Genomic DNA, 26393 nt, shown 5'->3' on the forward strand with positions numbered 1-26393 from the left:
AGACGGGCGTCTCAGCCCTCGAACAGCGCGATCGTCATCGCCTCCAGCGCCAGCAGGGGCGCCACATTGCCCTCGATCGCCTCGCGGCAGCCGGAAAGTGCGTCGATCCGGCGAATGGTCTGCTCGGGACTGGTCCGGCTCGCCAACTGCTCGATGTTCCTGCTGAGCTCCGCATTGATCAACTCGGCGCCGGCGCGGGTCTGGAGCACCAGGACGTCGCGGTAGAGCGCCATCAGGTCGACCAGCGACCGGTCGAGCACATCGCGTTCCCAGCGCTTGGCCCGGGCCTTCTGCTGGTCCTCGAGCTCCTTGAGGGCCGCCGCCGTCTCCCGCGGCTTGGCGCCCTTGGTGCCCATCCCCAGCGCTTGCTCGAGTTCGGACCGCTCGCGCTCGTCGACCTTCGCAGCACTGGCCTTGGATTCTTCCTTCGCGGCGTCGACCAGTCGCTGGGCGGCGTTCAGGCAGGCGCCGAGGTCGCGCAGCTCGAACGGGACCTCCAGGACCTTGGTCCGCCGGCTCCGGACCTCCTCGTCGCGGGCCAGCGCCCGGGCACGGCCGATGTGGCCCTGCGCCGCGCGCGCCGCGAATCCGGCCAGCTCCGGCTCGACGCCGGCCTTGCTCGTGAGCATCTCCGCGATGGCGGTGACCGGCGGCGTCCGCAGGACCAGCAGGCGGCAGCGGGAGCGGATCGTCGGTACGACGTCCTCGACCGTGGGCGCGCACAACACCCAGACAGTGCGCGGAGCCGGCTCCTCGATGCTCTTGAGCAGGGCGTCCGCGGCTTGTTCGGTGAGGCGGTCCGCGTCCTCGACGACCATCACCTGCCAGCGGCCCTGGGTCGGGCTCATCGCGGCCCGGCGGACCAGTTCGCGGATCTCGCTGACGCGGATCGAGAGCAGTTCGGTGCGGATCAAGGAGACATCGGGGTGCGCCCCGCTCAACGCAGTACGGCAGGAATTGCATTCGCCACAGCCCTGCGTGTCGCATTGCAGCGCAGCGGCGAACGCTCGGCCCGCGTTCGACCGGCCCGATCCGGGTGGACCGGTGATCAACCACGCGTGTGTCATCCCTGCGGTGGCCGCGCCGCTCCCACCCTGCAGGCGCGCCGCCGCACCGGCCACAGCGCGCTTCAGTACTGCGACCGCCGGCTCCTGCCCGACGAGGTCATCCCAAACTGTCATAGCCCCACCTTCGGCAGCATCGGCAGCAAGCGGGCCTGGATCTGCTGGGCGAGCTGCGCGCGGTCGAGCGACGCGTCAAGGACCAGGTAGTGCTGCGGTTCAGCGGCCGCCAGCTCGAGGAACGCGGTCCGGACCCGCTCGTGGAAGTCGGCGGACTGTGACTCGATCCGGTCCCGCTCCTCGAACCGGCCGAGTCCACTCTTCGGTGGCAGGTCCAGCAGGATCGTCAGGTTCGGCCGGAGGTCATCGGTGGCCCAGCGGTTGACGCGTTCGACGTCGGAGCTGTCCAGGTCACGGCCGGAGCCCTGGTAGGCGAGCGCGGAATCGACGTACCGGTCGGTGATCACGACGGCGCCGGCCTTCAGGGCGGGCTTGATCACCGAGTCGACATGTTCGGCCTTGTCCGCGGCGTAGAGCAGGGCCTCGGCGCGGTGTGAGATGTCGCCGGTCGCCGGGTCGAGCACGATCCGCCGCAGCTTCTTGCCGAGGTCGGTGGCGCCCGGCTCGCGAGTCAGCAGGACCTGTTGGCCCTGCTCCTCGAGCCACTTGACCAGCAGCGCCGACTGGGTCGACTTGCCCGCTCCCTCACCGCCTTCGAGGGCGATGAACAACCCCGTCGCCGGGTAGACGCCCGGCGATTTGCCGAAGCTGCGTTGCAGATCCCGCCAGAACGGAACGCCCGGGCGATCGTCCATCTGCCGCCAGGCGATCAGTCCGAGTACGCCCGCCAGCACCGCCGCGATCAGCATCGTGGTCGCGGCGCCGTTGTAGGTCAGCGAGCGGCCGCCGAGGCTCACCGTGTGCCGCCCGATCGCACCGGCCGCGAAGGGCGCCACGGCCAGCGTCAACGCCAGCACGGTCCGGACCGCCGACTGGACGAACGCGAAAGTCCGCCCACGCACGTTGTCGGGCACCTCGAGCCCGAGCAGCGTGTAGCCGGACACCCAGGAAGCGCCGGCGCAGAAGCCGAGCGCGACGGCGATCATGGTGGCGATCTCGATCTGCTGGATCAGCGCGAGCCCGGCCAGCCCGATCCCGGACCCGACCAACCCCGCGGCGAACAACCTCCGCCGCGACAGCCCCGAGAAGAGCCTGGGCGCGAAGCCCATGCCGAGCGCGAGACCACCGAAAACCGCACCGAAGAGCACGCCGTACCCAGGGTCGCCCGCGCCCAGATCCTCGACGTACGTGCGGCCGAGGCCGATCACCACGGCACCAGCCGCGAAGGCCCCGGAGATCCCGACCACCAGACCGCGGACCACCGGCGTCCCGGTGACGTAGGACCAGCCCTCGATCATCGTCCGCCACAGCGTCGGATGGTCCTCGTGCTCGTGCCCGTCGGCCCGCCCGATCTCCGCCACCGAGACGATCGCGAGTGCGGACACCACGAAGGTCGCCGCGTTCACGTAGATGGCGAGCTCGATCGAGAGGTCGTTGTCGAGCGGGCGGGTGATCACGGTGATCGCGGTGAACAGCACCGCGGCCGGCAATGCCGACCCGTACGTCGTGATCAGGCTGAGCTGGTTCGCCGCCTCCAGGCGGTGCCGCGGCACCAGGTTCGGCACGCTCGCGTCCTTCGCCGGCCCCCAGATGAGGCTGACGACCTCGATCAGCACCGTCGCGATCAGCAACCAGGTGAGCGTGCCGACCAGCGGGATGGTGACGAAGAACGCGGCCCGGACCAGATCGCCGACGATCATCGTCCAGCGCCGATCCAGCCGATCCGCCACCCACCCGGCGACTGGCCCCATCACCAGCGCGGGCAACACCCGCAGGAACAGAACCCCGCCGATCGCGAAGTTCGCCGCCTGGTAGTCGTCGCCCGCGAACGCCTTGGCCATCGCCGTCAGCGCCAGCAGCCCGATCCAGTCCCCCAGACTGGACAACCCGAACGCGATCCAGAGCCGCCGGAACGCCCGGATCCGCAACACCGCGCGCAGGTCATGCGCCGGTGCTGGGTCAGTCAACGGGTCATACGCCTCCGGCACGCTACGAAGCCTAGTCGCCCCCACCGACACCCCCACGCAGGCGCCCACAACGGCCGGGCAGGCCATGCCGCTGGCAGGATTTTCCGCCGCTGGCGGCTTCCAGGGACGCCATCGGCCGACTAACCCGCCATCGGGCCAACCACGTCCAGCCCCATGGAGCGGGCTGGGCCGCACGCAGTCCTAGACCCTGGTGAACCTCACGGACAGGCTGGCTGGGGTGGTGTGGAGTTTGTCGCGGTCTGGGAGGGCTGGGCCGCAAGCGTTGGAGCCGACGCCTGCTTGGGCTACGTCGAGGGTCACGTACGTCGTGTCGCCAGGCACCAGGTCAGGCGTGTGCTTGGCGTTCTCGAGGTCCTGAGTGGTCCAGTTGCGGACCGTCAGGCCGAACAGATCCGGCGCGGCCTCCATCCGCAGGGTCGCCTCGCCGCTCACGGTCACCCAGCGAGTGTCGATGCGGTGTCCGTTCTCCTGCGGTCGCACGTACGGCGTCTGGAGTTGCTCCACGGTGGCGGAGTACTTCCCGACGGCGGCAGCGGCGCGGGTGTCGACGTACGCCTCGTTCGGGCCCGTTCCGAACCACTCGACCCGGTCCACGGCAGGGAGCTCGAAGGTGATGCCGAGCCGGGGCAGGGTCGCCGGGAACTGGCCTTCCGGCTCGACCGAGAGGTCGAGTTGGACCGAGCCGCCGTCGAGGTGGGTCCAGCGCCACGTCGAGACCAGGCCCCACTGCAGAGCTGGTGGGGCGGTTCGCGTCACGACCTCCCAGGCGCCGTCCTTCACGCCCGCGGAAACGACCCTGTGCTGAACCCGGTGCAATCCGGCTTGCTTCCAAGCGTCGGAGACCCCCGGAATCGCGTCGTTGTCGATCGGCGCCCGCCAGACATCGAGCCGGAGGTTGCTGATCCCGAGGGACCCGACACCGATGCCGGAAACGCCGGCCCGGACGTCTTCACCGGCGGCCTCGGTCCGAGCGTGCCGCGCGGCACCCTCGTCGCCGGGCCCAGCGTCGGCGGCCGCTTCCCCCTCGGAGCCCACGTGCCGCGCCTCAGCGGGCTGGTCGAGGCGAATCTGACCCCACGCGACCCGATGCCCGGCCTCAGCCCAGGCAGTGCCCTCGGCAAGCTCGGCGGTGACGGTCAGCCAGGTCTCTGGCTGGGATGCATCCACCGGCGGCAGTTCGACCGACACTGTCTCGCCGGGTGCGGTCGCCGGCACACCAAGCACACCTGAGCCGGTGGGCTCGCCCTGAACCTCTGTGACCGCCTTGAACACCAGGTGGCTGGTGTCGAGCACCTCGTAGCGGTTCGTGATGGCGATGCCGCCCTTGCCGTCGGACGTGATCACCAGCGGCTCGATCACCTTGATGTATTCGAGCATGCCCGGCGACGGCGTCCGATCCGGGAACATCAGCCCGTCGCAGACGAAATTCCCGTCGTGGATCGTCTCGCCGAAGTCTCCGCCGTACGCGTAGAACTCCTTGCCGTCAGCGGAGGTCCGCAGCCCGTGGTCGATCCACTCCCAGATGAATCCGCCCTGGCAGCGCGGGTACTTCTCGAACAACGCGCGGTAGTCGGACAGTCCGCCCGGCCCGTTCCCCATCGCGTGCCCGTACTCGCACAGGATGAAGGGCAGACCCTTGAACGAGGTCGGGTCCTCGCCGATCTTCGCCACCCCCTCGGGCGAGGTGTACATCTGCGAGTAGATGTCGACGAACTCCACCTGCGAGTCCCGCTCGTAGTGCACCGGCCGGGACGGATCCCGGTCCTTCGCGAAGTCGTACATCGCGCGCAGGTTCTCGCCCATCCCGCACTCGTTGCCGAGCGACCAGATGATGATGCTGGGGTGGTTCTTGTCCCGCTCGACCATCCGGCGCATCCGCGCGACCAGGTCGTCCTCCCAGCGCGGGTCCATCACCGGGTTCGGCAGCTTCGGCGGCTTCGGCTCGTAGCCGAACCCGTGCGTCTCCAGGTCGCACTCGTCCACGACGTACAGGCCGTGCAGGTCGCACAGGTCGAGGAAGTACGGGTGCGGCGGGTAGTGGCTGGTCCGGACCGCGTTGATCCCGGCCCGCTTCATCAGGATCACGTCGTCGAGCATGTCCTGCTCGTTCAGCGCGCGGCCGCGATCCGGGTGGAACTCGTGCCGGTTGACCCCGTTGAAGAGCACGCGGTTCCCGTTCACGGTGAGGACGCCGGCCACGATCGCGACCGTGCGGAACCCGATCCGCAGCCGGACGTCACCACCCTCGGTCCGCAGTACGGCGTCGTACAGGCGTGGGCTCTCCGCACTCCAGGGCTCGACCTTCTCGAGCCGGACGTGGTCACCCGCCGGCACCTCCAGATCAAGCTCCGGTATGACGACGGTCCCCGGTACGTCGGACTCCACGACCAACGTGCCCGCGCCATCCACGTGGTCATACGCCGCCCGCACGAACACATCCGTCGGAGCCGACGGCTTCAGCGCCAGCAGGTTCACCTCACGGAAGATCCCGGACAGCCACCACATGTCCTGGTCCTCGACGTAGCTGCCGGCGGACCACTGGTGCACCCGTACCGCGATCCGGATCTCCTTGCCCGGGGCAACCAGTTCGGTGAGGTCGAACTCGCTGGGCAACCGCGAGCCGGAGGACCAGCCGACCAGGTTGCCGTCGACGTGCACCGCGAACCGCGAGTCCACGCCCTCGAACCGCAGCACCACCCGCGAGCCGTCCCAGTCGGCCGGCACGGTCACGGTCCGGACGTAGTCACCCGTCGGGTTCGCAGTCGGCACGTGCGGCGGCTCGAGCGGGAACGGATAGACGACGTTCGTGTACGCCGGTGCGCCGTACCCGTTCAGCTGCCAGTGCCCCGGCACGCTGATGGTGTCCCACGACGACGTGTCCGGGTCCTTCAGATCGTCCGGGGCGTCCGCCGGACTCGGCGAGAGCCGGAAGCTCCAGTCGCCGGACAGCGAGACCCGCGCGGAGTCGTCATCCAGCCAGGCCCGCGCGGGCAACACGTTGGCGCCCGGGGCGAAGTCTTCGACATAGCTGTGGTCGTAGGTCACAGGCATCGACCCTACGACCAATCTGTTCACGAATCCACACTGATGAACAGATATGGACAGCCCAGACCTCAGCCCCGTGCGGAACAGTCCGCGCAGACTCCGATCAGGGCGACCTGCTCGGGCGCCAACTGGAAACCGAGCTCGCGCTGGAGCTTCCGCCGGACCGGGTCGAGGATGTCGCCTGCCACGTCGAGGACGGTGCCGCACTCGCTGCAGCGCAGGTGCAGGTGGCGCGGGGCGAGATCCCCCGCCAGGTGGTACGTCGTACCGGCGCGGCCGAGGTGCACATGCGTGACCAGCCCGAATTCGCCAAGGGCCTCCAGGGCCCGGTAGACCGTGGCGCGGTGAATGCCGGGGCGCAGTTCCTCGGCCCGTTCGCCGATCTGCTCGGCGCTGAGGTGTTCCTCCGTACTCGCCAGCACCTCGACGACCGCCAGCCGGGCGGGCGTGACCCGCTCGCCCCGCTCCCGGAGCCGCTCCGCCGTGACCTCAGCCGGCCCCTTCGAAGTAGTCGCCATACCGATCAGTGTCGCCTATCAGGACTTCTTGGCGGCAGCCTTCTTGGTCGGGGCCTTCTTCGCCGCCGTCTTCTTCACCGCTGTCTTCTTGGCTGCTGTCTTCTTCGTCGCGGTCTTCTTGGCGGTCGTCTTGGCGGTCGTCTTCTTGGCAGCCGTCTTCTTCGTGGCCTTCTTGGCTGTCTTCTTGACCGGGCCGCGGGCGCGCTTGTCGGCGAGGAGCTCGGCGGCGCGCAGCAGCGAGATCGTCTCCACCGAGTCGTCCTTGCGCAGGGTCGCGTTGGTCTCCCCGTCGGTGACGTACGGGCCGAAGCGGCCCTCCTTCACGACCACCGGCTGACCGGACGCCGGGTCCTCGCCCAGCTCCTTCAGCGGCGGCGCCGCGGCACGGCGACCGCGCTGCTTCGGCTCGGCGTAGATCTTGAGCGCTTCGTCGAGGGTGATGTCGAACATCTGCTCCTCGGTCTGTAGCGACCGCGAGTCCGTGCCCTTCTTCAGGTACGGGCCGTAGCGGCCGTTCTGCGCGGTGATCTCGTCCCCGGACTCCGGGTCCTTGCCGACCACCCGCGGCAGCGACAGCAGCTTGAGCGCGTCGTCGAGCGTGACGCTGTCCAGCGACATCGACTTGAGCAGCGAGCCGGTCCGCGGCTTCGCGCTCTTCGGCGCGTCCTCGGGCAGCACCTCGGTCACGTACGGGCCGAACCGCCCAGCCTTCGCGACCACCTTCAGACCGGTGTCCGGCGTCGCGCCGAGCTCCAGCTCGACCCCGGACGGCTGACTCAGCAGCTCGCGAGCCTTCTCGACGGTCAGCTCGTCCGGCGGCAGGTCCTCCGGCACGTTCGCGCGCTGCTCGTCCTTGCTTTCGACGTACGGGCCGTAGCGGCCGACGCGGACGACGATGCCGCTGTCGTCGTCGCCGACCGGGAAGGTCGACATCTCCCGCGCGTCGATGTCACCCAGATCGCTGACCATCGACTGCAGGCCCTCGATGCCGTCGTCGCCGAAGTAGAACCGGCCCAGCACACCCTCGCGGCGCTGGTTGCCGGCCGCGACGTCGTCGAGCACGTCCTCCATCGTCGCGGTGAACGCGTAGTCGACCAGCCGGGTGAAGTGCTCCTCCAGCAGCCGGACCACGGCAAAGGCCAGCCACGCCGGAACCAGCGCGCTGCCCTTCTTGTAGACGTAACCGCGGGCCTGGATCGTGCCCAGGATCGACGCGTACGTCGACGGGCGGCCGATCTCGCGCTCTTCCAGCTCGCGGATCAGCGTGGCTTCGGTGAAACGCGCCGGCGGCTTCGTCTCGTGCCCGGAGGCGAACACCTCGGTCGCGGGCAGCACGTCGCCCTCGGTCACGTCCGGGATCTGCGTCTCGCGGTCGTCGGTCTCGGCGGACGGGTCGTCCGCGCCCTCGACGTAGGCCTTCAGGAAGCCGTGGAAGGTGATCACCCGGCCGGACGAGGTGAACTCGCAGTTCTGTCCGGTCGAGGCCTTCGCGTCGATCTTGATCGAGACGCTGCGCCCCTCGGCGTCCTTCATCTGAGAGGCGATCGTGCGCATCCAGATCAGCTCGTAGAGCCTGTACTCCGCGCCGCTCAGCCCGGTCTGCGCCGGGGTCTGGAAGACCTCGCCGGCCGGCCGGATCGCCTCGTGCGCCTCCTGGGCGTTCTTCACCTTGGAGGTGTAGACCCGCGGCTTGTCCGGCAGGTACGACGCGCCGTACAGCTCGCGGACCTGCGAACGGGCCGCGGTGATCGCGGTGTCGGACAGCGTCACCGAGTCGGTACGCATATAGGTGATGTTGCCGTTCTCGTACAGCCGCTGCGCGATCTGCATGGTCTGCGAGGCGGACATGTTCAGCTTGCGCCCGGCCTCCTGCTGCAGCGTGGTGGTCCGGAACGGCGCATACGGCTTGCGGGTGTACGGCTTGGACTCGATCGACCGGACGGTGAACTGCGAGTCCCGCAGCGCGGCGGCCAGCGCGGTCGCCGTCGACTCGTCCAGGTGGACTGTGTTCTGGCTCTTCAGCTCGCCGGTGGAGGCGAAGTCACGTCCCTGCGCCACCCGCTTGCTGTCCACCGCAACCAGCCGGGACGGGAACAACCGTGGCGTCTTGCCCTCGCCCGCGTCCAGAGTGGCGTCCAGGTCCCAGTACGACGCGCTGCGGAACGCGATCCGCTCGCGCTCCCGGTCGACCACCATCCGGATCGCGACGGACTGCACCCGGCCCGCCGACAGCTTCGGCATGACCTTCTTCCACAGCACCGGCGAGACCTCGTAGCCGTACAGCCGGTCCAGGATCCGCCGGGCCTCCTGGGCGTCGACCAGCGCGTCGTTGATGTCCCGCGCGCTGCCGACCGCGTCCTGGATCGCCTTCGGGGTGATCTCGTGGAAGACCATCCGCTTGACCGGGATCTTCGGCTTCAGTTCGTCCAGCAGGTGCCACGCGATGGCCTCGCCCTCGCGGTCCTCATCTGTGGCCAGGTAGAGCTCGTCGGCGTCCTTGAGCAGATCCTTCAGCTTGCGGATCTGCGCCTTCTTGTCCGCCGGTACGACGTACAGCGGGTCGAAGTGGTCCTCGATGTTCACGCCGAGCCGGGCCCAAGGCAGTCCCTTGTACTTGGCCGGGATCTCGTCGGCGCCCTTCGGCAGGTCCCGGATGTGGCCGAAACTCGACTCCACCACGTACCCGGGCCCCAGGAAGCCGGCGATCATCCGCGCCTTTTTCGGCGACTCGACGATCACCAGCCTGCGTCCGGTCGTCGACGACGTTCCGGACGATGTCTTCGTTCCTGTTGCCCCTGCCACTGCGCTCCTAGCTCCCACCACTGTCGATGCAACAACGCTTGCAGCCGGACTGCCCATTCCCCCGGGCACAGACCAACCGTCCTGGGACAGAGTACGGCCGACAGCAACGCATTTCTCAACGCACCGTAACCGCTCGGGGCGTAGCCGCCCTCATTCGGGTTTCAGAACGTGGTCGCACAACCCGGCCGGACCGGCTCGCCCGACGTCCCTGTGTACCCCGAACCCAGCATCCCAATGCCTTCGCCACGAGCGCGCGGATCAGCCCGTGGACCCAGCCGCGCCGATCAGTCGACGAAACCGACCTCGGGGAACTTCGGCGACTCCTTGCGCAGCAGCGACTGAGGCCTGCCCTTGACGAACTGGTCGAGGAAGGCAGCGAGGTAGGAGCGCTGGGCGAGGACGCTGCGGTCGGGCTTCACGTCGCCGACCAACCTGGTCACGACCTCGGGGTTGTCGCCGAGCGAGGACCCCAGCTGCGGAAGGATGAACTGGAAGTCCGAGAAACCCAGCTGCCGCGAGCCGGGGAGTTGGAGGTTGAGCTTCCAGCCGCGCTGCGCCTGCCAGAAGCCGGCCCACGACTTGTCGTAGTTCTCCTTCTTCTCGGGATCCGTCCGCTGGCTGCCGTCCGAGCCGAAGAGCAGGAACGGCCGGTCCAGACCCTGCCTGGCGACATCGCTGAGCGGACCGCTCGCGAAGTCGTACGCGAGCGTGCCGTCGAGGTCGACGCCGGCCGCGACGCGGCTGTCCTCCAGCATCGTGTTCGCGGTGGTCAGGCCGCCGGCCGAGAAGCCGACCATGCCGACCTTGCGCAGGTCGATCGCGTTCCTCAGCCCGATCGGCAGCGGCCGGCCCTCGGCATCCGGGTTGGCGCCCGCGACGATCCTGCCGAGCTGGTTCAGCACGAACCTGGCGTCGGCGGTCCGGGTGGCGATCGTCCACCGGTAGCTGTCAGGAGTGGGTTGCGCCTGTGTAGCCGGCACGAACCGGCCGCCGGGGAACTCGACCGGCGTCTCGTGGGTGTGGTCGATGGTGACCACGATGTACCCGCGGCTGGCCAGATCCTCCGCCTGGGCGGTGTTGGTGAACCGGCTGAACGAATAGCCGGGTGAGAACAACACGACCTGGTGCCTGGTCGACTTGACCGGCGCGCCGACCAGGGCGTGGGTGGGGGTGTTCGCGAAGTCGAAGGTCCCGGCGGGCACCTCGAGGGCCCCGGACCACCGCTCGTCGACGAAGGCGGCCGTCTTGGGCGGCATGTACCTCGCGACCGGGCCGTCCTGGCCGAAGCCGTCGGCCGGATAGAGGACGCTCACCATCAGGTCCCGCTTGCCGCTGGGCGCCGAGGGATCCCTGCGGGCGGGATCCACCAGGTGAAGGTCGGTGACGCCCACGTCATCACGGCCGGTCGGCGGCGGAAGTTTGAAAGAGACCCCGCCCACCTCGCGGTCGCCGGGCTGCACGTCGAGGGGTGACGCGACAGCGGTCAAAGGGACGGAGAGCAGGGCACTCGCGGCCAGCCCCGCGACCACGGCCCGGCGGCGACTGAACATTTGATTGTTCGTCATGCCACTGATCGTCACCGCCGCGACCGCCCGCGCGGAGCCACCGTCCGATGGAGACCCCGTCTCAACTTGATGACACCGCCGGCGGTCGCGCTAGTGACGAAGCCGGAACGGGTGGGCTACGAGGAGCGCAATCCTGCTCAATGATGCGTGATGTGAGGCACTCGTGAGCATCTCTTTGACCGCGTCAAGCGTCCAGCCTGCGGAGGGCGGGGCTGACTCCGAAACTACTTACAAGGTGCACGACACCTCACATTCCGACAGCACGGTGGCGACCGCGCGGTTGCCCTACACATCGTTGTCCCAGGCACCGACCGGTCCACCCTGGGTGAGTGGGCGGGAGTTCGACTCGGCGGCGTGGCGAGGGAGCACGCCGACTGGGCCGAGGCACAGCTAACCTGGCGGCCCGCCGAGCGCATCCGACTTTCGGCTGGACTTTCCCTGAGCTGTCCCGGAACCCAACTGGTCGCCGTCCCAGGGACGGTGCAGGTGGGTTCCGGTGGTAACCGGCCCCTTGTCCATGACAAGGTCTGAGCTGGCAACACCGGCAGAACCATGGCCCCCTCCCATGGTGGTGCCAACGCCACTGCAGAAGTAGTGCCAACACCATCAGTTCTGGTCCCCGGACCGGCTAGCTTCGTGTTAGCCGAAAGCCGTCGGGGGCAGCACGTCAGAGAGGGCGCGTGGGAGTCATGGTTGTGACATACCTGAAGAGGTGGGTCGGCAGTCGGTTGCTGAGCAGAACCACTCGCCGGGGTGGACTGGATCTGTCGAAGATGCGGATCGTCCCGCGCCAGGTCTCGATGCCGCTTCGCCGCGATGGTCTGGACCCCGTCCCAGAGCTGGGCAGGGTGCGCGAGTCCGAGCCGGTGCACAAACTGGCCCACCTGTTCGGGCTGAACGTCTGGGTGGTCAGCGGCCACGCCGAGGCGAAGGCGGTTCTCACCGACACCGCGAACTTCAGCAACGACATCCGGCCGCTGGTCGGCTCGGACCCGAACAAGCCGTCCGAAGGCATCGGCGGACTCGGCTTCACCGATCCGCCGGACCACACCCGGCTGCGCAAGCTGCTCACCCCGGAGTTCACCAAGCGTCGGCTGGCCAGGCTGGAACCGGCGATCGAGAAGATCGTCAACGACCAGCTCGACCTGATGGAGGCCAAGGGCCCGGTCGCCGACATCGTCGCGGACTTCGCCTTCAACGTGCCGTTCCTGCTGATCAGCGACCTGCTCGGGGTCGAGGAGTCCGACCGCGACCGCTTCCGTGCCCTCGGCCCGGCCCGGTTCGACCTGTCCGGCGGCGGGATCGGCGTGTTCGGCTCGGCCAGCGAGTCTCGCGACTTCCTGTTCGAGATCGTCCGTAAGCAGCGCAAGGACCCCGGTGACGGCCTGATCGGCTCGATCATCCGCGAGCACGGGGACACCATCGACGACATCGAGCTCGGCGGCCTCGCGGACGGCGTTTTCCTGGGCGGTTACGAGACGTCGGCCAGCATGCTTGCCCTCGGCACCCTGGTGCTGTTGCGCGATCCCGAGAACTTCGCCCGGATCCGCACCGAGGAAGGCGCCGTCGACGCGATCGTCGAGGAGCTGCTGCGCTACCTGACCGTGGTCCAGGTCGCGTTCCCCCGGTTCGCCCGGCACGACCAGGAATTGTTCGGCCAGCAGGTCAAGAAGGGCGACCTGGTCGCGGTGTCGCTGTCCGGCGCAGACCGCGACAAGCAGGTCTTCGGCCTGGACGCGGAGGACTTCTACCCCAAGCGCGCACCTGCCGCCCACCTCGCCTTCGGACACGGCATGCACCGCTGCGTCGGCGCGGAGCTGGCCCGGATGGAGCTGCGCGCGGCCTTCCTCGCGCTCGCGCACCGGTTCCCGGACCTGTCCCTGGCCGTGTCCGAGGACCAGTTGCGCTTCCGCGACTTCTCCATCGTCTACGGCGTGGAATCCCTGCCCGTCCAGCTGCACGCAGCACAGGCGCAGCAGGTCGCCGGCTGACGGTCGCTGCGTCAAGACCGTGTCACCTCTCCGGCAAGTCCGTGACACCGGGCCTCGCCGCGACCACAATGGGCGGTCCGACCCGAACAACGGGTGACGGACGGGAGGGCCGCGATGGACCGGGGGCTGGTGCTCGCTCGGATCGCCGCGGCGATGACACTGGCCCAGTCAGGCGGTCATGCGGTCGCCGCGGCCCAGCTCCAGGCGATCCGCGCGGAACTCGGCGGCAGACCCAGCTACGAACTGGCGGCGGCTGAGTACGTCCGCGGAGTCACAGCGCACCACGCCAGCGATGCGGATGAAGCCCTGGCTGCTGTGGAGGACTGCCTCGCCGTCGGCCGGGCGATCGACGAGCCGGGCTGGGAGGCGAACGCGCTGGCGATCCGGATCATCACCCTGGCTCGCAGCGGACGCGGCGGCGACACGGTGAACGACCTGGTGACCGCTGAGCATGCCCTGAGCCGGACGACCGATCCAGGACTGGCCGGCTGGGCCCACACCGGACTCGGCTATGCCTATGACGTACTGCGGATGTTCGAGCTCTGCGTGCCGCACTACGAGATCGCCGAGGCGTCCGAAGGCGAGGTGCTCGACCTCGCCGAGGTCCCGGCGATCGACCGGCTGAATCTGTCGGAGACCCACCTGCGCTGGGCCCACGAGCTCGAGCGGCTCGGCGACCCGGCGTACGAGGATCAGATCCGGGAGCGGCTGGCATCCGCCCAGCATTGGGCCGGCGAGGCGGCGAAGGTGATCGTCGACGACGAGAGCCAGGAGTATTGGCGCCTGAGCGTCCGGCTCTGGCTGGCCGCATCGAGCACCGCGGCAGAGCCCGCGAAAGCCGTTGCAGAGTTGCAGGATTGCCGCGATGAGATCAGCAAGCTCGGCGAGACAGAGCGGCTGGCGATCGCAGGTGCCTACCTGGCAAGGGCTTTCGCGGCTCAGGGCGACCTGGAGGCGGCCAAGGCAGCAGCCGATCGAGCTGGCGATGACCTGATCCCGTTGGCGGATCCGGCGACCCTGATGCTCGTGCTGCAGACCAGGTCGGAGCTAGCGGCGCGCACCGGCGAGTTCGGAGCCGCTGCAGGCTTGGAGTATGCGCGCTCGGTGGCCCGTGCCTGGTGGAAGGAGCGCCAGCGCGCGCTGAACGCAGTACGGCATGCTCTTGAGCTGCATGACCTCCCGGCCCGGCATGATGCCGAGTGGCATGCGGCGCGCCAGGATCCGCTGACCGGGGTCGGTAATCGCCGGGCGATGGAAGAGAGGCTCACCGCTGCCAGGGATTCACAGCGGGCGGTGACCCTGCTGGCCATCGACGTGGACGACCTCAAGGTGGTCAACGACAGTTTCGGCCATGCCCGCGGGGACGAATTGCTGCAGGTTGTTGCAAAGCTGCTCGTGGACCAGGCGCGACCCACCGATGCCGTGATTCGATCGGGAGGGGACGAGTTCTTAGTGGTGTTGGACCAGCCGGACGCCAAGGGCGGCGCGCTGCTGGCCCAGCGGATCCGGACCGCGGTGGCGACTGTCGCCGCGACCGCAACAAAACCGTGGCTGGCCGGCATCAGTCTCAGTATCGGCTACGCGGCCACCGCGGAAGGAGTTCCGGTGGAACTGCTGATCCCGATCGCCGACAACCGGCTGTACGAGGACAAACGCCGCGGGCGATGACCGCGGTGACAGGGGAGGCGACGTGCGCGAGACCTCGGGGGTGACCGCCCGGATCGCAGCGGCGATGACGCGGGCCCAGTCGGGTAATCCGGCCGAGGCCGCGGCCGACCTCCGCCGGCTGCTGGCCGAGCTCGGCCCGGAGCCGACCCACGAGCGCGCTGCCGCCGAGTACGTGCGGGCCGTCGCGGCCCATCACGGCAACGACGCCGAGGAGGCGCTCGACGCGGTCGACGGCTGCATCCGGGTGTCGCGCGCGATCGGCGAACCCGGCTGGGAGGCGAACGCGCTGGCGCTGCGGATCGTCACGCTGATCCGCACCGGCGAGGGCGGCGACTCGGTGGCCGATCTGGTCGCGGCCGAGAACGCGCTCTCCCAGACCCGCGACAGCGGCCTGGCCGGCTGGGCCCACACCGGCTTGGGGTATGCGTATGACCTGCTGCGACTGTTCGAGCTGTGCATCCCGCACTTCGAGCTCGCCGCGGAGACTGACTCGGATCCGCTCGGGCTGCCTGAGTCCCCGGCGATCAACCGGCTGAACCTCGCGGAGTCCAACCTGCGGTGGGCCCACGAGCTGGAGCGGCTCGGCGACCCGGCGTACGACGAAGAGATCCGGCGGCGCCACGTCGAGGCCCGGCGCTGGGCCGGCGAGGCGATCGAGGTGATCGTCCAGGCCGACCTGATCGGGTACTGGCCGATGACCGGGCGGATGTGGCTCGCTGCCTGCGATCGGGACACGGATCCGGCCGGAGCAGCGATCGTCCTGAAGGACTGCCGGGACCAACTGGCCAAGCTCGGCTCACTCGAGCTGGCCGCGATCGCGGGCGCCTACCTGGCCAAGGCGTATGCGGCTGCCGGCCGGATCGACGACGCCATGGAGACTGCAGCTCGCGCCGCCACAGAGCTCCCGCCGACCTCCGATCCGCCCGTCGAGGCGCTGGTCCGGCACACGGCCGTGCAGATCGTGGCCGACTCGGGTGATGTGGGCGCGGTCGCAGGCCTCCAGTACGCCCGCGCGATCACCCGCGGCTGGTGGGCCGAACGCCTGCGCGGCCTGTACGCCGTACGCAGTGCGCTGGCCAACCACGAGCTCTCGATCCGGCACGACGCCGAATGGAGAGCCGCGCGGGAGGATCCACTGACCGGTGTCGGGAACCGCCGCGCACTTGACGAGCGGATGTCGCTCGCCGTGGACTCCGGCCGCTCGGTGGCCGTGATCGCCATCGACGTGGACAACCTGAAGGTGGTCAACGACAGTCACGGTCACTCCTGCGGCGACGACGTGCTCCGCCGGGTCGCACAGCTGCTGACCGAGCAGTGCAGGGCCGAGGACGTGGTCGCCCGCGCCGGTGGCGACGAATTCGTCGTTGTGCTCGACAACCCCGACGAACGGGGAGCCCGCGAACTCGTCGAGCGAATCCGGGCGGCCGCAGAGCAAGTCGCGACGACCGCGGCCGAACCATGGTTCGCCATGCTCCGGCTGAGCATCGGTCAGGCCACCAGTACCGACGGCACCCCCGTCGGGGATCTCCTGACCGAAGCAGACCGGCGCATGTACTCCGAGAAGCGCCGCCGACGGCCGGCTAGTAGTTGAGAAACCCTTCACTGACGAGGTTTCTGATCTTCGGCATGTAGTCGGCGTGCAGGTCTTCGCGATCCAGCAGGCTGGCGAGCGCGTCGAGGATCTGGCCAACGCTGAGGTCACCGTCGCAGGCACCGACGAACCCCGCCAGCACGGTGTCGACCTGTTCCGCCCGCCGCATCCCCCGTTGCCTGCGCAGCACGATCGTCGCGGGGTCCTCGGCTCCAGGCGGACCGAGCGACTCCTGTACGACGTCGTCGGCCGTCGTCAAGTAGAGCCCGGTGAGGTCAGCCGGCAGCTCCTCCTGCCGCTGGAACCGGTCGAGCACCTGCGGGCCGATCGGCTGCTCGATCTCGTACGGCCATTCCTCGGCGTGGGTCTGCCCCGGAACGTTGTGCAGGTTGATCCACCCCATGCCGATCGCCTCGACCTGTTGCTCGTCGAGCCACCGCAACCAAGCGTCGTACCGGCTGGTGTACTCCGGGCGCCCGTGCAGGCCGGCATCGCGCAACCAGAGCTCGACGTACTCCGCGGGGTCGAGTTGTTCGCGCTGCACGGCCCAGGCCGCCCGATCCCCGGTCCAGCCGGCGATCCGATCCTGCCAGTCCTGGCCGCGGACGCAGGTCCAGTTCGCCAGCAGCTGGCACCAGCCGTTCTCGGCGAGGTGCTCCGGTGCCTGCCGGACGAGCTGCTCGACCACCGAGTCGCCCGCGAATCCCGTCTCCCGATAGGTGAGCCGCCCGTCGCTCGGCGGCGCGATCACATAGGGCGGATTGCTGACAATGAGGTCGAACCGCTCACCCGTGACAGGCTCGTAGAGACTGCCTTCTCTGACATCGAGCTCGATCTCATTCAGCGCTGCGGTCCAGCGGGCCAGCGTCAGCGCCCGGGGATTCACGTCGGTCGCGACGAGGTGGTTCATCCGGTCCGCCAGGTGGAGCGCCTGGATGCCGCAGCCGGTGCCGATATCGAGCGCCTTCTCGGCCTTGATCGGCACGGTCAGCCTGACCAGGCTCAGGCTCGCGGGTGCGATGCCGAGTACGTAGTCGGGACGCATCGGCTCGCGACGACCGTCCAGGCCCGGCGTCAGATCCGCGACCACCCACCACTGCCGCTCGTCCTCCGCATACGGCCTGATATCGACCGCCGCCCTCACCTCGTCGCCCGACCGCTCAATGATGCCCAGGGCCGATAGTTCCTGAGTCGTGGCTGGAAACGCCTTGCTGAGCAGGGATTCCGGTACAGCTCGCTGGAGGAGGAAGAGCCGGATCAGCAGATCGAGCGGATCACCGGCCGTCGTCGCACGGTAGGCCGGCGTCGTCTCGTTGCGGGCCAGCGCATTGTTGGCCTGGGCCCCTAACCGCTCGGCCACCCCCTCGACGGTGTACCCCGCCGCCTCGAACGCACCCCGGAGCCGCCGCCCCAGCGCCGCGGTCAGCCCGCCGTCCCCTTGTCCACCCATAGGGACATCCTGACAGCCGCTATCGGGCGGTTGCGTACAGCACCGTGCCCGACTCGACGAAGGCGTCTGGCGTGAGCTCCGCCCTGGTCGAATCCAGGCACCCGCAGCGCTGCCTCGAGCTTGGCCGGATCGGAGGTGGTGTCGTTCTACGGCAGCTGCGGCGAGGGATCCACCGGCGCGGTCGCCATCTCAGAAGTAGTAAGGCGTCGCGACCGTGAACACCTCGACGAGCTTGGCCTTCACCAGGTCGCGGTGCGGGATCTGAACGCGCGGGTTCTCCGCATCCAGGCGTACGCCGTGGTCGATGAGCAGGTAGACGACCCGGAGCGTGCGCAGGGTGTTCGACAACTCGGGCCGGATGCCGTCGCTGCCGTTCACGACGACGCCGCGGACCGCCGGGTCCAGCCAACCGACCGCATCCGCCGCACTCAGATCAGGACGAGCCAAGGCGACTGCCAGCGCGAAGCCGAGGCGGTCGTCCTCCAAGCTCCCGAGCACGTACTCCGTGGGCGTCAGGATCCGCCCGATGCCAAGCCGCAGCATCTCGACCGGTTCAACCGCAGGCACCCGCGCCAGAGCCCCGAGCAGGTCGCTCCCGTGCGCGACCGCATGCAGCCACCCCAGCTTCGGGTCGAAGCCGCGCAGGTCCTCCTCGGCCACGTACCACCGCTCGAAGGGCGGCACCCAGCTCGGCTCGAAGACCCCCGTGGACACGATCACGTCGAGGATCAGCGGCGCGAACGTGCGCGCCTGGATCTCCGCGTCATCGAACCGGGCGACCATCTCGTCCCCCAGGGCCCGCAACTGATCGGTGCCGAGCGCGCCGTTGGCGATCCAGGTGGCAAGCGTCGTGTAGGCCTGGGTGTCGCGGACCACCGGATCAGGCGACCGCAGCATGGACGAGAGTTCGGCGACCAGATCATCGAGCGGTCGATCGGTCGGTACGGCGAAGCCGTCGGCGCGAATCCGCGCCCAATCCGTCATGCCGCGCAGGCTAACAAGAGAACGGTCCGTGGAACATCCGGATCACCAGATGTTCCACGGACCGTAGCGACCAGGACCCCTCAGCCCGGCCGGGCCCAATCCCCTCAGGCGTCGCGCTTGCTCGCGCTGTACAGCGCGATGGCCAGGAGCGCGCCTGCCCAACCAGCGAAGTACAGCAGCGCCCACCAGGGACTCAGGGCGAACTGGCTGCCGGCGGCGTTCGCACCGGCCAGACCGTAGTCCTGCCCCTGGTTCAGGAAGGAGCTGCCGTTCGCGAACGGAGACCACTTCGCGAGGTCGTCACCGACCTTGGGAATCAGGTTGAACAGGTTCTCCACCAGCAACGGCCACAGGATCAGGATCGCGATCGCGCCCGCGCTCTGCCGGATCAGGATGCCGACCGCCACCGCGATCACCGCGGACAGCGCGAATACCAGGCCCTGCCCGGCCAGCAGCCGCCACTCGGCCGCCGTGTCGATGGCCAGGGCGTCCGAGTTCACGAAGAGGTTGCCGATCGCCCATCCGCCGAACGACGCGACCAGGCCGACCACCCCGGCCAGGAAAGCCACGACCGCGGTCTTGCCGAGCAGGAGCGCGGCCCGCTGCGGCACCGCCTGGAAGCTGGTTCGGATGGTGCTGAACCTGTACTCGGTGGTGACGGCGAGTGCGGCCATCACCATCATCACCATCTGGCTGAGCTGCGCGCCAGGCTGGGTGATGAAGATCGTCGCCTGCTGCTCATCGGGCGCCGTGATGAACGCGGTGGTGAGGGCCGCGAAGCCGATCGTCAGGACTGCTGCGACGACCATGCACCACCACGGCGAGCGGGTGGAGAAGAGCTTGATCCGCTCTACTGCGATGACCGACATGTCAGTTGTCCTCCTTCGGCCCCGTGGCCACCTCGACGCCGGAGACCGGCGGAACCGCGTTCAGCTCTGTGACCGCGGCCACCTCGTCGTGCGCGTGGTATTGGACCGAGTCACCGGTCATCTGCATGAACGCCTGCTCCAGCGAGCCGCGCTGCAGGGTGAGCTCGTGCAGCACGATGCCCTGAGCGGCGGCGGCCTCACCGATCTGGTCGGTCGTCAGGTCGCCATCGACGAACAGGACCTTGCCCTGCTCCTCGACCTCCTCGACCCGGGTCACCAGGTGCTGCGCCTGCAGTACGCCCTGCAGCTGGTCCAGTTGCGGACTGCGGACCTTGACCGTCGTACCGCTGGCGCGGTCGACGAACTCGGTGGTGGAGCTCTGCGCGATCAGCCGTCCGCGGCCGATGACGATCAGTTCTTCGGCTGTCAGGGCCATCTCCGACAACAGGTGGCTGGAGACCAGCACGGTCCGGCCTTCGCCGGCCAGACGGTGCATGAAGGTCCGGATCCAGACGATGCCCTCGGGGTCGAGGCCGTTGACCGGCTCGTCGAAGAGCAGGATCTCCGGGTCGCCGAGCAGTGCGCCGGCGATCCCGAGGCGCTGCGACATACCCAGTGAGTAGGCCCCGGCGCGCTTGTTCGCCACCGAGGTCAGGCCGACCATCTCCAGCACCTTGTCGACGCTGTCCTTGGGCAGCTTGTTGGAAGCGGCCATCCAGGCCAGGTGGGCTCTCGCCGACCGGTTCGGGTGCACCCATTTGGCGTCCAGCAGCGCGCCGATCTTCGTCAGCGGCTGACGCAGGTCGCGATAGTGCTGGCCGTCGATGCGGACGTCGCCGGCGGTGGGGGTATCGAGTCCGAGGATCATCCGCATCGTGGTCGACTTGCCGGCCCCGTTCGGGCCCAGGAAGCCGGTCACCTTGCCGGGTTTCACCTCGAAGGACAGGTTGTCAACGGCAACGGTTGCGCCGTATCGCTTGGTGAGGCCTTTTGCCTCGATCATCGCCGTACTCCTCGTTCGGTGGCGCGCCAGTGAAACTTCGGGCGGGCTGTCAGGATCAGTATCGAGTGCCGGTCGGGTCACCACATCGGACCCGGGACGGATCCGGTGTGTCCACCTCTGGGTGGATTCTGCCGTCGTCGTGCAACGCAGTGCCATCGGTTGACCCCCCGACCCGTCCCCCGACGATCCCCCATCTCCGCAGCCCGGACATCCACCCAAAGTCGACAACGCACCGACCAAAGATCAATCGTGCTTGGAAGTCACTTCCAGCCGATCGTCAGCTCCGAAGAGGATCTGCCGCCGGGAAACAGAGAAGCCCGCCGGAAGAATCTCCGGCGGGCCTCTCAGGGTGTTGCTTTCAGGCTGTCGCTGTCAGGCTGCGGCGTTGACCTCGGCCGGGGTGTCGGAGATGACCGACTCCCGGCGCTTCGAGACCACTACGGCCGCGACGATGATCACCAGCGCCACCACGGCGATGGTGATGCGCAGGGCGGTGTTGGTGTCCTGGCCGATGCTCGACATGCCGACCACGGCCGGGGCGATCAGCACCGAGACCAGGTTCATCACCTTGATCAGCGGGTTGATGGCCGGACCGGCGGTGTCCTTGAACGGGTCGCCCACGGTGTCACCGATGATGGTGGCCTCGTGCGCCGGCGAACCCTTGCCGCCGTGGTGGCCGTCCTCGACCAGCTTCTTCGCGTTGTCCCAGGCGCCACCGGAGTTGGCCAGGAAGACGGCCATCAGGGTGCCGCTGGCGATCGCGCCGGCGAGATAACCGGCCAGCGCCGAGGCGCCGAGGCCGAAGCCGACGGCGATCGGGGCCGCAATCGCGAGCAGACCCGGCGTGGCCAGCTCCCGTAGCGAGTCGCGGGTGCAGATGTCGACGACCTTGCCGTACTCCGGCTTGCCGGTGCCTTCCATGATCCCGGGGATGTCGCGGAACTGGCGACGGACCTCGTAGACGACAGCGCCGGCGGCACGGCCGACGGCGTTGATCAGCAGTCCGGAGAACATGAAGACGACCGCGGCACCGATGATCAGTCCAACCAGGGTGGACGGGTCGAAGACCAGTGCCTCCGCGTTGAACGCGGCGTCTCCGGCGTCGTTCAGCACCGCGTAGATCGAGTCCGTGTACGAGCCGAACAGTGCGGTCGCCGCGAGCACCGCAGTGGCGATCGCGATGCCCTTGGTGATCGCCTTGGTGGTGTTGCCGACCGCGTCCAGCTCGGTCAGGATCTGGGCGGCCTCGCCGTCCACGTCGCCGGACATCTCGGCGATGCCCTGCGCGTTGTCGGAGACCGGACCGAAGGTGTCCATCGCGACGATGACGCCGACCGTGGTGAGCAGACCGCCACCTGCCAGCGCGATCGCGAACAGCGCGACCACACCGGAACCACCGACCAGGAATGCGCCATAGACAGCGGCGGCGATCACCAGAGCGGTGTAGACGGCGGACTCGAAACCGACCGAGATACCGGACAGGATCACGGTCGCGGCACCGGTCAGCGAGGTCTTGCCGACGTCCTGGACCGGCTTGTCCTCGGTCCCGGTGAAGTAGCCGGTCAGGGCCAGGATGACCGCTGCCAGCACGATGCCGATGATCACGGAGACGGTGGCGATGACCCGCGGGTCACCGTCGAAGGCGGCGATGGCCGGCGTCGCGCCGGTCAGGCCACTGAAGCTGCCTGGCAGGTAGACGAACGCCGCGACCGCACACAGCACCGCGGAGATCGCCGCGGAGATGTAGAACGCCCGGTTGATCGTCCGCAGACCGTTCTCACCGGCCCGCGGCTTGGTCAGGAAGACACCGATCACCGCAGTGATGGCACCGATGGCCGGCACGATCAGCGGGAAGACCAGGCCCTGCTCACCGAAGGCGGCCTTGCCCAGGATCAGCGAGGCGACCAGCATCACGGCGTACGACTCGAACAGGTCGGCCGCCATACCGGCGCAGTCGCCGACGTTGTCACCCACGTTGTCGGCGATGGTCGCCGCGTTCCGGGGGTCGTCCTCGGGGATGTTCTGCTCGACCTTGCCGACCAGGTCCGCGCCGACGTCGGCGGCCTTGGTGAAGATACCGCCGCCGACACGCATGAACATGGCGAGCATGGCGGCACCGAAACCGAAGCCCTCGAGCACGGTCGGAGCATCACCCTTGAAGAACAGCACCACGGCGGCGGCGCCCAGCAGGCCTAGGCCCACGGTCGCCATACCGACGGTGCCACCGGTGCGGAAGGCGACGCGCATGGCAGGTTCGCGCCCCTCCGATCGGGCTGCGGCCGCGACGCGCACGTTGGCGCGGGTGGCGAGCCACATGCCCAGGTAGCCGATGGTGGCGGAGAAGCCCGCGCCCACCAGGAAGAAGATCGATCGGAAGATCTTCAGCGTGGTGTCGTTGCCGCCGTCACTGTGCACAGGCAGCAGGAACAGCAACAGGAAAGCCACCACGGCGAAGACCGAGAGCGTCCTGAACTGCCGGTTCAGGTAGGCCGATGCGCCTTCCTGGACCGCCAGGGCGATCGTCTTCATACTCTCGGTGCCATCGTTCGCGGCAAGCACCTGACCGCGGAACACCATCGCGATGGCGACCGCGAAGATCGCGATCACTCCGACGACGATGACCAGCGTGGTGTTGCTCGACGAAAGATCCACCGCTTGTGCAGCAAGCAGCGACATCCGTCCTCCTTGTTGGCAACCCCTCTGGGCTAGACGGCCCCGGTACTGCCGCCACCGAAGGGTTGGGAAATACGAAACAGCGCCAATGACCTGACGCGGTGGGTCACTCTAACGGGTTCTCGACCAGACCTGACGACAGGGTGGTCTATCCCATACTCGCGCGGGACGGCAGGGACCTCACCGTCCGTAGCCGCCGGGATGCCTTGTCAGGCAGGGTCAGATCGCCGAGGCCACATCCGGGTGGATCTCGAAAACCTTGGTCAGGCCGGTGATCCGGAAGATCTTCAGCAGTCTCTCCTGGGTGCAGACCAGCGAAAGTGACCCGTCGTGGGTGCGCACCCGCTTCAGCCCGCCGACCAGCACGCCGAGTCCGGTGGAGTCCAGGAACTCCACTCGTTCGAGGTCTATGACCAGGTCGTACTGCCCCGCGTCGACGAGCGAGACGATGGTCTCGCGCAGCTTCGGCGCGGTGTACACGTCGATCTCCCCGCCCACCTCGACGACGGTGCGCCCACCCTCCGAGCGCGTCGTCAGCGACAGATCCACTTCAGCCTCCGATCCGTGAACTGTTGCATTCAACCATGTACGGACCGTGAGAAGGACCGCTGCGGAAAACTCTTTCATTTCGTCGCATCCCGCGTCGACCCACCCGGTCAAAATGACGTGTACATCCGCATTTGCAGATGCCTTCCGCCACTGCGGAGTGCAGCACTGTCCGTGGGCACTACTACTCTCGCCGTATGCGTGAGGGTGGTGAGGCAGCGGCTGTACTCAAACGCTTGGCTGCCGGACCGGGTCGCGCAGAACGGTTGACCCATGTGGAATCCGTGCCGCCCCGGCTCGGCCAGACCGGCGCTTGGCCACGCTGGGTGCCGCCGGAGGTGCTCAGCCAACTGGCAACTGCCGGAATCAACGAACCGTGGAGCCACCAGGTCGCCACGGCCGAGGCTGCCTACAGCGGCAAACACGTCGTGGTTGCCACCGGCACTGCTTCGGGGAAATCGCTCGGCTACTTGCTGCCCGCCTTCGCGACGCTGAGTATCGCCCAGGCGGCATCACCCCATCGCCGTACGGCCTCTGTCTTGTACTTGTCCCCCACCAAGGCCCTGGCGCATGACCAGCTGCGCGCGGTCTCGCAGTACTCCGTGCCGGGCTTGCGGCCGACCACACTCGACGGTGATTCGGAGCGGACCGAGCGGGACTGGGCCCGGGACCACGCGACCTTTGTGCTGAGCAATCCGGACATGCTGCACCGGTCGGTGCTGCCGAATCACCAGCGCTGGGCCCGCTTCCTGGGCTGCCTGCAGTACGTCGTGGTCGACGAGTGCCACCACTACCGAGGGGTGTTCGGCGCACACGTGGCAGGGGTTCTCCGTCGGCTCCGGCGGGTCTGCGCGCAGTACGGCGCCCATCCGATCTTCATCTGCGCATCTGCCACGGTTGCGGAGCCGGCCGTGTCCGGTCAGCGGCTGACAGGACTGCCGATGGTCGAGGTGGTCGCAGACGGCTCGCCTCGCGGTGGCATCTCCTTCGCCCTGTGGGAACCGCCGCTCACCTCGCTCCACGGTGAGAACGGAGCACCCGTACGACGCTCTGCCACGGCGGAGGTGGCCGACTTGCTCACAGACCTGGTGGTGTCCGGGGTCAGGACCGTGGCGTTCGTCCGGTCCAGGCGCGGAGCCGAGACCGTCGCACTGACAACGCGGGACAACCTTGCCGAGGTGGATCCGGTGCTGGTCGACCAGGTCTCGGCGTACCGGGCCGGCTATCTCCCCGAGGAGCGGCGCAGGCTGGAGGGGATGCTGCAGAGCGGCGAGCTCACCGGGGTCGCCGCGACCAACGCGCTCGAGCTCGGCATCGACATAGCGGGCCTGGACGCAGTGCTGCTGTCCGGCTGGCCCGGCACGCGGGCCTCACTCTGGCAGCAGGCGGGGCGGGCAGGCAGGTCTGGCGGCGACGCACTGGCCGTGCTGGTGGCTCGGGACGATCCGCTGGATACCTATCTGGTCCGGCATCCGCAGGCGATCTTCGGGCGACCTGTCGAAGCGACCGTGTTCAACCCGGAGAACCCGTACATCCTGGGGCCCCAACTGTGTGCCGCGGCGCAGGAGCTGCCGCTGACTCCGGCGGACTACGAGATCTTCGGCGCGACCACGGAGAACGTGATCGCCCAACTGGTCAGGCAGGGACTACTGCGCGAACGCCCGCACGGCTGGTTCTGGACCCGGCGTGATCGTGCGGTGGACGCGATCGACATCCGGTCGGCCGGCGGCAAGACCGTGCAGATCGTGGAGGACCAGACCGGACGGCTTCTCGGCACAGTCGACGGTGGTTCCGCGCATGCGAGCGTGCACGCCGGAGCCGTCTACGTGCATGCCGGGGAGTCCTACCTGGTCCGGACCCTCGACCTGGAGGGCCACGCCGCGATCGTCGAGCAGGCGTCGCCGGACTACACCACCTTCGCCCGGGACGTCACCGAGATCAGCATCCTGGCCACCGAGGACACCACTGCCTGGGGTTCGGCCGAGTTGTCCCGGGGCTGGGTGCAGGTGACGAACCAGGTGATCTCCTTCCAGCGCAAAGCGCTCGTCACCGGCGACGTACTGGATGAGCAGCCGCTGGATCTCCCCGAGCGGACCCTGCGGACGAAGGCCGTCTGGTGGACCTTGCCGAACGCGCTGGTCGAGCGATTGGGCCTTGACGACGTACCGGGGGCCGCGCACGCCGCCGAGCATGCGTCGATCGGCCTGCTGCCGCTGTTCGCCACCTGCGACCGCTGGGATATCGGCGGCGTCTCCACCGCCAAGCACGCCGACACCGGCCGCCTCACCGTCTTCGTGTACGACGGCCACCCGGGCGGGGCAGGATTCGCCGAACACGGCTACGCCGCGGCGCGCGAGTGGTTGACCGCGACCCGTGAGGCGATTGCACACTGTGAGTGCATGGAGGGATGCCCGTCGTGCGTACAGTCGCCCAAATGTGGGAACGGGAACAATCCGCTCGACAAGGGTGGCGCCGTGGCGCTGCTCACCGCACTACTCGGCAGTGAGGCCTGAACACTC

The 26393-nt window shown here is 68.5% G+C and carries 16 protein-coding genes; 4 read left to right on the top strand and 12 right to left on the bottom strand.

Annotated elements, in window-relative coordinates:
* Nucleotides 1–11: 11 nt before the first annotated feature.
* The 6 genes from ABD210_RS24005 to ABD210_RS24030 all read right to left on the bottom strand — a co-directional run bounded on the left by ABD210_RS24005 (nt 12) and on the right by ABD210_RS24030 (nt 11099).
* Nucleotides 12–1181 carry a DNA polymerase III subunit delta' gene (locus tag ABD210_RS24005; protein ID WP_344114334.1) on the bottom strand — a complete coding sequence of 390 codons (1170 nt, stop codon included), beginning with the start codon at nt 1179–1181 and terminating at the stop codon, nt 12–14.
* Nucleotides 1178–3169 (bottom strand): dTMP kinase, encoded by a 1992-nt coding sequence (gene tmk, locus ABD210_RS24010; RefSeq protein WP_344114335.1) that lies wholly within the window; start codon nt 3167–3169, stop codon nt 1178–1180. The genes ABD210_RS24005 and tmk overlap by 4 nt, the downstream gene beginning before the upstream one ends.
* 180 nt (nt 3170–3349) lie before the next feature.
* Entirely contained in the window at nt 3350–6220 is a 2871-nt protein-coding gene (locus ABD210_RS24015) for a glycoside hydrolase family 2 TIM barrel-domain containing protein (protein WP_344114336.1), read from the bottom strand.
* Between the two features lie 62 nt (nt 6221–6282).
* On the bottom strand, nt 6283–6732 hold the full coding sequence (locus ABD210_RS24020; RefSeq protein ID WP_344114337.1) for a Fur family transcriptional regulator: 450 nt from the start codon (nt 6730–6732) through the stop codon (nt 6283–6285).
* An 18-nt stretch (nt 6733–6750) separates the two neighbouring features.
* Complete coding sequence (gene topA, locus ABD210_RS24025) at nt 6751–9534, bottom strand: type I DNA topoisomerase (protein WP_344114338.1); 2784 nt, start codon at nt 9532–9534, stop codon at nt 6751–6753.
* Nucleotides 9535–9818: 284 nt separating this feature from the next.
* Complete coding sequence (locus ABD210_RS24030) at nt 9819–11099, bottom strand: alpha/beta hydrolase family protein (RefSeq protein WP_344114339.1); 1281 nt, start codon at nt 11097–11099, stop codon at nt 9819–9821.
* Between the two features lie 689 nt (nt 11100–11788).
* On the opposite strand from ABD210_RS24030, the gene ABD210_RS24035 reads away from it, so the two are divergent.
* The 3 genes from ABD210_RS24035 to ABD210_RS24045 all read left to right on the top strand — a co-directional run bounded on the left by ABD210_RS24035 (nt 11789) and on the right by ABD210_RS24045 (nt 16349).
* Complete coding sequence (locus ABD210_RS24035; RefSeq protein ID WP_344114340.1) at nt 11789–13090, top strand: cytochrome P450; 1302 nt, start codon at nt 11789–11791, stop codon at nt 13088–13090.
* 114 nt (nt 13091–13204) lie between these two features.
* Nucleotides 13205–14758, top strand: coding sequence for a GGDEF domain-containing protein (locus ABD210_RS24040; protein ID WP_344114341.1), 1554 nt, complete (start codon nt 13205–13207; stop codon nt 14756–14758).
* 22 nt (nt 14759–14780) lie between these two features.
* Nucleotides 14781–16349, top strand: coding sequence for a GGDEF domain-containing protein (locus ABD210_RS24045; RefSeq protein WP_344114342.1), 1569 nt, complete (start codon nt 14781–14783; stop codon nt 16347–16349).
* On the opposite strand, the gene ABD210_RS24050 is transcribed toward ABD210_RS24045, so the two are convergent.
* From ABD210_RS24050 to ABD210_RS24075, 6 genes are all read right to left on the bottom strand, one after another.
* Nucleotides 16339–17799, bottom strand: a complete 1461-nt coding sequence (locus ABD210_RS24050) for a DUF7059 domain-containing protein (protein WP_344114343.1) — start codon at nt 17797–17799, stop codon at nt 16339–16341. The two genes, ABD210_RS24045 and ABD210_RS24050, sit on opposite strands and share 11 nt — an antisense overlap.
* Before the next feature lie 189 nt (nt 17800–17988).
* Nucleotides 17989–18783, bottom strand: a complete 795-nt coding sequence (locus ABD210_RS24055) for a DUF2785 domain-containing protein (RefSeq protein WP_344114344.1) — start codon at nt 18781–18783, stop codon at nt 17989–17991.
* A 104-nt stretch (nt 18784–18887) separates the two neighbouring features.
* Nucleotides 18888–19652: a hypothetical protein gene (locus ABD210_RS24060; protein WP_344114345.1), complete on the bottom strand. Its 765-nt coding sequence runs from the start codon at nt 19650–19652 to the stop codon at nt 18888–18890.
* A gap of 1 nt (nt 19653) precedes the next feature.
* Nucleotides 19654–20655, bottom strand: coding sequence for an ABC transporter ATP-binding protein (locus tag ABD210_RS24065; RefSeq protein ID WP_344114346.1), 1002 nt, complete (start codon nt 20653–20655; stop codon nt 19654–19656).
* A 372-nt stretch (nt 20656–21027) separates the two neighbouring features.
* On the bottom strand, nt 21028–23331 hold the full coding sequence (locus ABD210_RS24070) for a sodium-translocating pyrophosphatase (RefSeq protein WP_344114347.1): 2304 nt from the start codon (nt 23329–23331) through the stop codon (nt 21028–21030).
* A 216-nt stretch (nt 23332–23547) separates the two neighbouring features.
* Nucleotides 23548–23877, bottom strand: a complete 330-nt coding sequence (locus ABD210_RS24075; protein ID WP_344114348.1) for an STAS domain-containing protein — start codon at nt 23875–23877, stop codon at nt 23548–23550.
* 194 nt (nt 23878–24071) lie between these two features.
* Here ABD210_RS24075 and ABD210_RS24080 point away from each other — a divergent pair, with 194 nt between their 5' ends.
* The gene (locus ABD210_RS24080; RefSeq protein ID WP_344114349.1) at nt 24072–26387 is read left to right on the top strand and encodes a DEAD/DEAH box helicase; all 2316 of its coding nucleotides are present in this window, start codon (nt 24072–24074) and stop codon (nt 26385–26387) included.
* Nucleotides 26388–26393 lie beyond the last annotated feature (6 nt).

Source organism: Kribbella alba, from assembly GCF_039529635.1.
Taxonomy (GTDB): domain Bacteria; phylum Actinomycetota; class Actinomycetes; order Propionibacteriales; family Kribbellaceae; genus Kribbella; species Kribbella alba.